Source organism: Streptomyces sp. S3(2020), from assembly GCF_013044505.1.
In the GTDB taxonomy this organism is placed as follows: domain Bacteria; phylum Actinomycetota; class Actinomycetes; order Streptomycetales; family Streptomycetaceae; genus Streptomyces.
Window position 1 is genome coordinate 25,913 of sequence record NZ_JABERD010000094.1, and the last position, 10,160, is coordinate 36,072.

At 72.4% G+C, this 10,160-nt stretch carries 8 protein-coding genes and 1 pseudogene; 6 read left to right on the top strand and 3 right to left on the bottom strand.

The window, feature by feature from the left end; all coding sequences use genetic code 11:
* The first annotated feature begins 4 nt into the window (after positions 1–4).
* The 4 genes from HLK59_RS27110 to HLK59_RS27125 all read left to right on the top strand — a co-directional run bounded on the left by HLK59_RS27110 (position 5) and on the right by HLK59_RS27125 (position 5,524).
* Positions 5–1,411, top strand: coding sequence for an HAD-IA family hydrolase (locus HLK59_RS27110; protein ID WP_171144141.1), 1,407 nt, complete (start codon positions 5–7; stop codon positions 1,409–1,411).
* 105 nt (positions 1,412–1,516) lie between these two features.
* Positions 1,517–2,719: an MFS transporter gene (locus HLK59_RS27115; protein ID WP_171144142.1), complete on the top strand. Its 1,203-nt coding sequence runs from the start codon at positions 1,517–1,519 to the stop codon at positions 2,717–2,719.
* Positions 2,720–2,969: 250 nt separating this feature from the next.
* Positions 2,970–3,758 carry a carbon-nitrogen hydrolase family protein gene (locus tag HLK59_RS27120; protein WP_171144143.1) on the top strand — a complete coding sequence of 263 codons (789 nt, stop codon included), beginning with the start codon at positions 2,970–2,972 and terminating at the stop codon, positions 3,756–3,758.
* Between the two features lie 50 nt (positions 3,759–3,808).
* A complete protein-coding gene (locus tag HLK59_RS27125; RefSeq protein ID WP_171144144.1) occupies positions 3,809–5,524 on the top strand; it encodes an NAD(P)/FAD-dependent oxidoreductase in 1,716 nt (571 codons plus the stop codon).
* Here HLK59_RS27125 and HLK59_RS27130 read toward each other — a convergent pair.
* Both HLK59_RS27130 and HLK59_RS27135 read right to left on the bottom strand, forming a co-directional pair.
* Complete coding sequence (locus HLK59_RS27130) at positions 5,485–5,892, bottom strand: hypothetical protein (RefSeq protein ID WP_346779824.1); 408 nt, start codon at positions 5,890–5,892, stop codon at positions 5,485–5,487. The two genes, HLK59_RS27125 and HLK59_RS27130, sit on opposite strands and share 40 nt — an antisense overlap.
* Positions 5,893–5,982: 90 nt before the next feature.
* The gene (locus HLK59_RS27135; RefSeq protein ID WP_171144146.1) at positions 5,983–6,669 is read right to left on the bottom strand and encodes a DUF5995 family protein; all 687 of its coding nucleotides are present in this window, start codon (positions 6,667–6,669) and stop codon (positions 5,983–5,985) included.
* A gap of 172 nt (positions 6,670–6,841) precedes the next feature.
* Here HLK59_RS27135 and HLK59_RS27140 point away from each other — a divergent pair, with 172 nt between their 5' ends.
* Positions 6,842–7,966 carry a glycoside hydrolase family 6 protein gene (locus HLK59_RS27140; RefSeq protein ID WP_171144149.1) on the top strand — a complete coding sequence of 375 codons (1,125 nt, stop codon included), beginning with the start codon at positions 6,842–6,844 and terminating at the stop codon, positions 7,964–7,966.
* Between the two features lie 96 nt (positions 7,967–8,062).
* Here the strand turns inward: HLK59_RS27140 and HLK59_RS27145 are convergent, their stop codons facing one another.
* Positions 8,063–9,274, bottom strand: a complete 1,212-nt coding sequence (locus tag HLK59_RS27145) for an MFS transporter (protein ID WP_171144147.1) — start codon at positions 9,272–9,274, stop codon at positions 8,063–8,065.
* A gap of 130 nt (positions 9,275–9,404) precedes the next feature.
* Here HLK59_RS27145 and HLK59_RS27150 point away from each other — a divergent pair.
* Positions 9,405–10,094, top strand: a pseudogene (locus HLK59_RS27150) (ROK family transcriptional regulator); the annotation flags it as partial.
* Between the last annotated feature and the right edge of the window lie 66 nt (positions 10,095–10,160).

Consider the following 10,160-nt stretch of genomic DNA (forward strand, 5'->3'; position numbering starts at 1 on the left):
CGTCGTGACCCGACTCCCGCTCCAGGCCGTCCTGTTCGACATGGACGGCACGCTCGTCGACACCGAGCGGCTGTGGTGGGAGGCGGTGGAACAGGTGGCCGGGCGGACCCTGACCGAGGCGGACCGGCCGGAGGTGCTCGGCCGCGCGGTCGAGGACACCGCCGGCTGGCTGTCCGCGGCCACGGGCACCCCGGCCGGTGAGCTGGCGGACGTACTGCACCGGGAGTTCGCCGACCGCGTCCGCACCGGCATCGTGCCCCGCCCCGGCGCGCTCGGCCTGCTGCGCGCCCTGGCCCGCGAGGGGGTGCCCACCGCCCTGGTCACCGCCTCCCCGAGAGCGGTCGCCGACACGGTGCTCGCCTCGCTCGGCGCCGAGCACTTCGCCGTCTCCGTGACCGCCGACGACACACCCCGCACCAAGCCCGCCCCCGACCCCTACCTCGCCGCCTGCCGGGCCCTGGGCGTCGACCCCGCCGCCTGCGTGGCCGTCGAGGACACGGAGACCGGGGTGGCCTCCGCCGAGGCCGCCGGATGCGCGGTGCTCGCCGTGCCCTCGCTCGCGCCGATCGAGGCCGCGCCGGGCCGGACCGTGCTGGCCGGACTGGAGGAGGTCACCGTCGAGCGGCTCCGCTCCCTGCTGCCGTACCGGCTGCGCGTCATGACCTGGAACCTCTGGTACGGCGGCACCAAGGTTCACGACCACCGGGCCAAACAGCTCAAGGTCATCGCCGAGACCGGAGTGGACGTGGTCGGTCTCCAGGAGACGTACGGCACCGCCGCACAGGAGCTCGCCGAGGCCCTCGGCTGGCACCACCACCGGGCCGGGGTGAACCTGGGCGTCATCAGCCGCCACCCGATCACGGACACCTTCGGGGACCCGGAGGTCGGCTTCTACGGGGCGGCGGGTGTCCGCCTCCGGGTCGCCGACGGCGCCGAGGTGGACGTCTGGTCGGTCCACCTGGACTACGAGGAGTACGGGCCCTACGTGACGTCGGCCGCCCACGAGGGCGTGCGGCTCGCCCAGATGCGGGACGCGCTCGACAGGATCGACGAGAGCGTGCCCGTCGCCCTCGTCGGCGACTTCAACACCCCCTCGCACCTGGACTGGCCGGACATCGAGTGGCCGGTCACGAAGGCGGCCGAGGACGCGGGCTTCGCCGACTCCTACCGCCAGGCCCACCCGGACCCCGTCGCGGAGCCCGGTCACACCTGGTCGCCGGTCCAGGCCGCGCCGGAGCCGCAGGACCGGATCGACTTCGTGCTGCACCGCGGGCTGCGGGTCCTCGACTCCCGGACCTACGTCAGCGGTACCCCCCGGACCTGGCCCGATGTCGAGGACAACGACTGGCCTTCCGACCACGCCGCCGTGATCACCACTTTCTCGCTGGGCAGCGGGGCCGGGACTGTCTAGCATCGGTGTCATGACCTGGCGACATTGATCCACCAGCCGTGCCTCCCGAGGGCCGCCTCGGACGCCGTACCCACGACGTCCGTATCGCCCCTCCGGGAAGGCCTCATGACACTCTCACCCACACGTGTGCCCTCGACCGGCGTCCGCCGGCTGACGACCACGCTGTACGGCTACGCGTTCCTCGACGACTTCGTCCTGCTGTACCCGGTGTACGCGCTGCTCTTCGCCGACACCGGGATGTCGCTCTGGCAGATCTCCTCCCTGTTCGCCCTGTGGTCCGTCACCGCCGTGGTGCTGGAGGTCCCCTCGGGCGCTCTGGCGGACGCGGTCTCCCGACGGCTGCTCCTGTGGACCGGCCCGTTGTTCACCGCGGTCGGCTTCGCCCTGTGGGTGGTCGTCCCCGCGTACTGGGCCTTCGCGCTCGGGTTCGTCCTGTGGGGGGTCGGCGGGGCGCTCTGCTCCGGTTCCTTCGAGGCGCTGGCCTACGACGAGTTGGACCGGCTCGGCGCCGCCGACCGGTACGCGCGCGTGATGGGACGGGTGCGCGCGGCGCGGCTGGTGGCCACCATGGCGGCGATCGGTCTCGCCGGGCCGGTGTTCGCGCTGGGTGGCTACCCGGCCGTGGGCGCGGGCAGCGTCCTGGCCTGTCTGCTGGCCGCCGCCGTCGCGACCCGGCTCCCGGAGCACCGGACGCGGCCGGAGGCCGGGGGCGACGGCTGGTGGACGACCCTGCGGACCGGACTGGCCGTGGTCCGCGAGGACCGTTCCGTACGCGGCGCCCTGCTGCTGATCCCCGCCGTCGCCGCGGTGTGGGGCGCGCTCGACGAGTACACGCCCCTGCTGGCCCGCGACACCGGCGTGGCCGAGACGACCGTGCCCTACCTGGTCCTGCTCGTGTGGACCCTCGTCACCGCTGCGAGCCTGCTCACCGGGCCCGCCGAACGCCTGGGCACCACCGGGACGGCGTGGCTGCTGGCGGGCTCCGCGCTCGCCCTGGCCGTCGGCGCCGGGTCCGGTACCCCGGCCGGCATCGCCCTCGTCGGCCTCGCCTTCGGCGGGTTCCAGCTGGCCGAGGTGCTCGCCGACGTCCGCCTCCAGCACCGTATCGACGAGTCCCGCCGGGCCACCCTCACCTCCGTCGCGAGCCTGGGCACGGAGCTGGTCACGGTCGCCGCGTTCGGCGCGTACGCCCTGCTGGGGACCACCGCGGCCCACGGCACGGTCTTCGTGGTGCTGGCGGTGCCGTACCTGGTGACGGCGCTGGTGCTGGCGTCGGCTGGAAGGCGGGCTGCCACGGCACGACCGTGAAGTCCTCCGCCCTCCTTTGACCTTCCTGAAGGGGGCGGAGGTGACGCACTTCGGCAGGTCCTCCGGGCCCAGGTCGCCGCACTGCTGGAGAGGCGGACGGGAGGGTGCGCAACGAATCGCCGCCCCGCCCCGCGCGGACGCAACAAACCGCTTACCGGCGCGCAACGGCTCCTTCTTGTCCGCCCTGGTCAGCCCGCCGTACCGTCTAGGTGGCCCCCACATCCACCCTTTCGCCCCGGTGAGGACACGCATGCGTACCGCCCTGCTCCAGAGCTCCGGCCGCCCCGGCTCGGTCGTCGAGAACCTCAAGGTCCTCGACGAGGCCGCGGGCCGTGCCGCAGCCGCGGGCGCCGGACTGCTGGCCGCGCCGGAGATGTTCCTCACCGGGTACGCCATCGGCGACGACATCGCCCGCCTCGCGCAGCCGGCCGACGGGGACACCGCGGACGCGGTCGCGGAGATCGCCGGGCGGCACCGGGTCGCCATCGCCTACGGCTACCCCGAGCGCGACGCGGGCGCGGTGTACAACTCCGCGCAGCTCGTCTCCGCCGACGGCACCCGCCTCGCCAACTACCGCAAGACCCACCTCTTCGGCTGCTTCGAGCGCGACCACTTCACCCCGGGCGAGCGCCACGTCGTACAGGCCGAGCTGAACGGCCTCCGCGTCGGCCTGCTGATCTGCTACGACGTCGAGTTCCCGGAGAACGTCCGCGCGCACGCCCTCGCGGGCACCGACCTGCTGATCGTCCCCACGGCGCAGATGCACCCGTTCCAGTTCGTCGCCGAGTCGATGATCCCGGTGCGCGCCTTCGAGAACCAGATGTACGTGGCGTACGTCAACAGGGTCGGCCGGGAAGGGGAGTTCGAGTTCGTCGGGCTGTCCGTACTCGCCGGGCCCGACGGGGTGGCCCGGGCCCGTGCCGGACGCGAGGAGCAACTGGTGTTCGCCGACGCCGACCCGGTCCTCCTCGCCGCCTCCCGCGAGGCCAACCCGTATCTGCTCGACCGGCGCCCCGAGCTCTACGGGTCCCCGGCCTGAGCGTCTGAGCGTCCCCCCGTCTTTTCGTATTCGCTAGGAGTCCGTACCCCATGACGTCCACGGTGCCCAACGCCGTCCAGCACGCCGACGCGCAGCAGCCGCCGATCACCATGTTCGGCCCGGACTTCCCGTACGCCTATGACGACTTCCTCGCCCACCCGGCGGGCCTCGGCCAGGTACCGGCGACCGAGCACGGCACCGAGGTCGCGGTGATCGGCGGCGGGCTCTCCGGCCTCGTGGCCGCGTACGAGCTGATGAAGATGGGCCTCAGGCCGGTCGTGTACGAGGCCGACCGGATCGGCGGCCGACTGCGGACCGTGGGCTTCGAAGGACCGGGCACCGAAGGCCTCACCGCCGAGATGGGCGCGATGCGCTTCCCGCCGTCCTCCACGGCGCTCCAGCACTACATCGACCTGGTGGACCTGAAGACGCAGCCCTTCCCCAACCCCCTTGCGGAGGCGACCCCTTCGACGGTCGTGGACCTCAAGGGCGAGTCGCACTACGCCGAGACGGTCGACGACCTGCCGCAGGTCTACCGTGATGTCGCCGCGGCCTGGAACAAGTGCCTCGAGGACGGCGCCGACTTCTCCGACATGAACCAGGCCATGCGGGAGCGGGACGTCCCACGCATCCGCGAGATCTGGGCGAAGCTCGTCGAGAAGCTCGACAACCAGACCTTCTACGGTTTCCTCTGCGACTCCGAGGCGTTCAAGTCCTTCCGGCACCGTGAGATCTTCGGCCAGGTCGGCTTCGGCACCGGCGGCTGGGACACCGACTTCCCCAACTCCATCCTGGAGATCCTGCGGGTCGTCTACACCGAGGCTGACGACCACCACCGCGGTATCGTCGGCGGCTCCCAGCAACTGCCCCTCAGGCTCTGGGACCGCGCCCCCGAGAAGATCGTCCACTGGCCCTACGGCACCTCACTGGCGCAGCTGCACCCGAACGGCGAGCCCCGTCCGGCCGTGACCCGGCTGCACCGCACCGCCGGCAACGGGATCACGGTGACCGACGCCGACGGTGACATCCGCACCTACCGGGCGGCGGTCTTCACCGCCCAGTCCTGGATGCTGCTCTCCAAGATCGCCTGCGACGACTCGCTCTTCCCGATCGACCACTGGACGGCGATCGAGCGCACCCACTACATGGAGTCCAGCAAGCTCTTCGTACCCGTCGATCGGCCGTTCTGGCTGGACAAGGCCGTCGACGACAGCGGAAACCCGACCGGCCGGGACGTCATGTCGATGACCCTCACCGACCGTATGACCCGCGGGACTTACCTCCTCGACGACGGTCCGGACAAGCCGGCCACCATCTGCCTCTCCTACACCTGGTGCGACGACAGCCTGAAGTGGCTGCCGCTGTCCGCGAACGAGCGGATGGAGGTCATGCTGAAGTCGCTCGGCGAGATCTACCCCAAGGTCGACATCAGGAAGCACATCATCGGCAACCCGGTGACGGTGTCCTGGGAGAACGAGCCCTACTTCATGGGCGCGTTCAAGGCCAACCTGCCCGGCCACTACCGCTACCAGCGGCGGCTGTTCACGCACTTCATGCAGGACCGGCTGCCCGAGGACAAGCGGGGCATCTTCCTCGCGGGCGACGACATCTCCTGGACGGCCGGCTGGGCCGAGGGCGCGATCCAGACGGCGCTGAACGCGGTGTGGGGGGTCATGCACCACTTCGGCGGGGCGACCGACGCGACGAACCCGGGGCCGGGCGACGTCTACGACGAGATCGCTCCGGTGGAACTGCCGGAGGACTGAGCGACCGCCGTCCCGAGGGCCACCGGGCTGAGCACCAGGCCGCCGTACACGACCGGGTTCACCCAGCCCGGCACCAGTTCGGTTCCCTGCCCGGCCGAGGTGACGCACTCCACGCTGACCGGCAGGGCCATCCGCGTCACCACGTGGTCGCCGCGCGCACCGGCGGCCGCGCACATCTGGTCCGGGTCCAGGATGTAGAAGCCCCGCATGACGCCGTACGCGTACGCGCCGAGTGCGGCCGCGCCGGCGAGCACCGCCAGCAGTGCGCACGACGTGGCATCGGGCAGGCGCAGCCCGCTGCCGAGTTCCCGGTCGTAGGCGCGCTTGGCCAGCGCCAGCGCGGTGCCCGCGACCACGAACGGTGTCACGAGAGGTGCGAGGGTCAGGGTCAGGACGAGGAAAGCCGCCACGTGTGACCAGACAGGCCCGGTGGTCGTCCGGTTCCCGGGCGGTCGGGATCAGTCGGGCAGCGGGGTGAGCAGCATCCGTCCGGCGAACCCCACCGCCGTGTCCAGCCGCTCGGTGAACTCCCCGGCGACATCGGGCAGTCCGCGCAGCGCCCACAGGGCCCGGGCCGCCGTCCAGGTGGCGTCCCGCGCCCGCTCCAGGCTCCACGCGCCGAGCAGATGGGTGAGCGGGTCGGCGATCTGGAGGAGGTCGGGGGCCGGCATCAGATCTTCGCGGATGCGCTCCTCCAACGAGACGAGGAGGTCGCCCACGCGGTCGAACTCGTCCTCCACGTCGACGGGTTCGCAGCCGAGCGTACGACAGGTGTCCACGACGGCCAGCGCGAGATCGTGCCCGATGTGCGCGTTGATGCCCGCGAGCGCGAACTGAAGCGGGCGTACACCGGGATGCCGGCGGTACTGGAACAGGGGCCGCCAGCACGCGGGCGGACGGCGCTCGTCGGTCACCGTCTCGACCGCCTTCAGATACCGCTCGGCGAACCGCACGTCCAGCGTGATCGCGGCCCGGGCGTCCGTGAACCGGCCCGTGTCGATGCCTCGGTCGACCGCCTCGGTGACGGCGAGGTAGACACGGTTGAAGACCGCGATCCCGTCCCGTTGCGGAAGCGCCTCGTCCAGGGCGCGCATCCGGGAGACGACGGCGTCGACGGGAGTGACGAACTGTTCCAACTGCGGCATGCAGGCAGGGTCCCAGGCCTAGGCTGGCCGAAGTGTCGGCGGGACCGGTGCTTCCCCAGAACGGGGGAACGCCGCCGCCGTAGGGGGAGGGGATCAGCAGGTGCCAGGCCAACGTGCCCATCGCCTGGCCGAGCGCAGGGCCGGGCGCAGACGTGCCGCCCGGCGCAACGGCATGGTCGCGGCGGCCTCCGTCGTGGTCGCCGTGGGCACCGCGACCGGGATGATGTCCGCGCTGGACGACGGGCGGGGCTCCGACGAGGCCCGCCCCGAGGTGACGGACTCCCCGACCCTGGACCTCCGGCCTCCCGCGCCCTCACCGTCCCCCTCGGCCACCGGGTCGGCCTCCGCGTCCGCCTCCCCGAAGAAGAAGTCGGCGAGCCCGACGCCCTCGCCGACGAGGACCGAGAAGAAGCAGGCGACCGCGGCCGCCTCCACCCGCCTCTACCGCCACCCCGAGTCCCAGGTCCTCGACTGGGTCCGCGACAACCCCGGCGACGCGCGCCAGGACGTCATACGGTCCCGCATCGCCGACCAGCCGGCGGCCGTCTGGTTCGCCGACTACACGCCGGACACCATCACGGCACGCGTGCGTGCGGTCACCTCCGGGGGCGCGGCCCAGGGCCGGGTCCCGGTGGTCGTGGCGTACGGGATCCCGGACCGCGACTGCGGCGGTGCCTCCCAGGGCGGGGCGCCGGACCTCGACGCCTACGACGCCTGGATCGACAGGTTCGCCGCGGGGCTCGGCTCCGGCGAGGTCGTCGTGATCCTGGAGCCGGACTCGATAGCCCAGGCCGACTGTCTCTCCGCCGCTCAACGGGCCGACCGTTTCGCCTCGCTGGCCCGCGCCGGCCGCGTTCTCAAGGACGCGGACCCGAAGGCCCGTGTCTACTTCGACGCCGGTCACTCCGGCTGGCATCCCGCGGCCAAACAGGCCGATCTGCTGCGGCAGGCGGGCGCCGCCTCGGCCGCCTCCTCCGACGGCGTCTTCAGCAACGTCTCCAACTTCCACCGCACCGCCGACGAGATCACCTACGACCGACAGGTCCTGGACGCCCTCGGCGGCCCCGCGAGCCTCGGCGCCGTCATCGACACCAGCCGCAACGGCAACGGTGCCCCGGCCGACGGCGAGTGGTGCGACCCCGACGGCCGCAAGCTCGGCCGGAACCCGACCCTGAACACCGGCGAGGCACGTATCGACGGCTATCTGTGGGTGAAGCTGCCGGGGGAGTCGGACGGCTGCAAGGGCTCGCCGGGCACCTTCACCCCGTCGTACGCCTACGACTTGGCCTCGTCGTAGTCCTCGTAGGAGGAGGTGCCCAGGTCACCGAGCCGCTCCGGCCAGTGGTCCGGCTGTACCTCACGACGAGGCGCCCCGCGCCGCGGAGCGACCGGTTCAGGACTGCCGGTCGGGTACTGCCGCGGCCGGCCGGCTGAGCTTCGGACGGTCGCGGTCGCCGGCACGCAGCACGCCGGCGAAGGCCACCAGCCCGCTCGCCAGCACGGTCACCAGGGCGAACGACACCAGCAGACTGGTCGCCTGGGCGATGGCGCCGATCGCGCTGGGAGCGACCAGGCCGGAGGTGTACGTGATGGTCGCGACGCCCGCGATGGCCAGACTCGGGTTGGAGCCGCTGCGGCCCGCGGCGGCGAAGCACAGCGGGACGACCACCGCGATCCCCAGCCCCATGACCGCGAACCCGGCCATCGCCACCGCCGGATGGTTCGCCACGACGATGAGCAGCCCGCCGAGCACGGCCAGGACCCCGCTCGTGCGGACCGTGCGCACGGAGCCGTACCGGTCCACGATGCGGTCGCCGGCGAGCCGTGAGATCGCCATGGTGAGCGTGAAGCCCGTCGTGCAGGCGGCCGCGAGCCCCGCCGAGGTCTCCAGCTGGTCCCGCAGGTACACCGCCGACCAGTCCAGGCTGGCCCCCTCCGCGAACACCGCGCAGAAGCCGACGGCACCGATGAGCAGCGCGGACTTCGGCGGCAGTGCGAACCGGGGCGGCGGCTCCTCGTCCTCGGTGGGCTGGAGGTCCAGCACCCAGCGGCAGGCCAGCACACCGAGGACGGTGAGGACGGCCGCCGCCAGCGCGTGGTGCAGGCGGGCGTCGGAGCCCAGGTGGGCGGCGAGGGTGCCGGCCGCCGAGCCGACCAGGGTCCCCACGCTCCACATGCCGTGCAGGCTGGACATGATCGACCGGCCGAGGCGGCTCTCCACCTCGACGCCGAGCGCGTTCATCGCCACGTCCGCCATGCCGGCGGTGGCGCCGTAGACGAAGAGGGCCAGGCACAGGGTCAGCAGGTTCGGGGAGAGGGCCGGCAGTACCAGGGCCAGCGTCCACAGGGAGATGAGTCCGCGCAGGGCGTTCCGCGCGCCGAAGCGGTGGCTGATGCTCCCCGCCAGCGGCATCGCCACGGACGCGCCGAGCGCGGGGAATGCGAGGGCGAGGCCCAGCTGGCCCGCGCTCACGGAGGCGTGGTCCTGGATCCACGGCACGCGCGTGGCGAACGAACCGGTGACGGCGCCGTGCACGGCGAAGACGGCGGCCACGGCGTACCGGGCGCGCTTCACCTGGCCCTGGTCGTACTGCACTTCGCTCATTCTCCCGCCCCTTCGCGGTCTCCGATCCCCACCGGCGAAGTAAACTATCAGGGTCCCTGCCTGATAGATAGTCGACAGAAGGCCGCCCTCGCGCCGCCCCGGGGCCCGGCTGATCTGGAAGGATCCCGGCATGCCCGCATCCCCCAGCACCGCCCGGGCCATCAACGACCGGCTCGCCCTGCGACTGCTCCAGCAGGAAGGCCCGTTGACGGCAGGGCGGTTGAAGCAGCTGACCGGTCTGTCCCGCCCCACCGTCGCCGACCTCGTGGAACGCCTCATCGCCGCCGATCTGATCGAGGTGGTCGGGGAGTCGGGCGAGCAGCGCCGCGGACCGAATGCGAAGCTCTACGGCATCGTCGCGGACCTCGCACACCTGGCCGCGCTCGACGTCCGCACGGAGGGCGTCTCCGTCCTCGTCTCCGACCTGCTGGGCCGGGTGCTGGCCGAGGCGTCGGTGCCGATCGGCGACGACACGGGGACGGGCCCGGCGGTCGAGCAGGCGGTGACGCTGGTCGAGCGCACGGCCAAGGAGGCGGGCGTGGACCGGCTCCACACCGTGGGTATCGGCGCACCCGGCCTGATCGACCCGGTCACGGGCGAACTCCGGAACTCCACCGGCCTGCCGGAATGGCATCGCCGCCTGGTCGCCGCCCTCCAGGAACGCCTCCCCGAGGCCCGGATCCACGTCGAGAACGAGACCAACCTCGCGGCGCTGGCCGAACAGCGGGACGGGGCGGCGCGGGACCGGGACACGTTCGTGCTGCTGTGGCTGGGCCACGGCACGGGCGCGGCGGTGGTCCTGGACGGCGCGCTGCGGCGGCGGTCCCTTATACACATCTGACGCTCCCCACGAAACGAACAGGGCACATCCCGGTGGTCCGCGGCC

What these genes read in the sequence shown, in the direction of transcription:
- HLK59_RS27115 (WP_171144142.1), top strand. Translation starts at nt 1,517, where the DNA reads ATGACACTCTCACCCACACGTGTGCCCTCGACCGGCGTCCGCCGGCTG.
- HLK59_RS27120 (WP_171144143.1), top strand. Translation starts at nt 2,970, where the DNA reads ATGCGTACCGCCCTGCTCCAGAGCTCCGGCCGCCCCGGCTCGGTCGTC.
- HLK59_RS27125 (WP_171144144.1), top strand. Translation starts at nt 3,809, where the DNA reads ATGACGTCCACGGTGCCCAACGCCGTCCAGCACGCCGACGCGCAGCAG.
- HLK59_RS27135 (WP_171144146.1), bottom strand. Translation starts at nt 6,669, where the DNA reads ATGCCGCAGTTGGAACAGTTCGTCACTCCCGTCGACGCCGTCGTCTCC.
- HLK59_RS27140 (WP_171144149.1), top strand. Translation starts at nt 6,842, where the DNA reads ATGGTCGCGGCGGCCTCCGTCGTGGTCGCCGTGGGCACCGCGACCGGG.
- HLK59_RS27145 (WP_171144147.1), bottom strand. Translation starts at nt 9,274, where the DNA reads ATGAGCGAAGTGCAGTACGACCAGGGCCAGGTGAAGCGCGCCCGGTAC.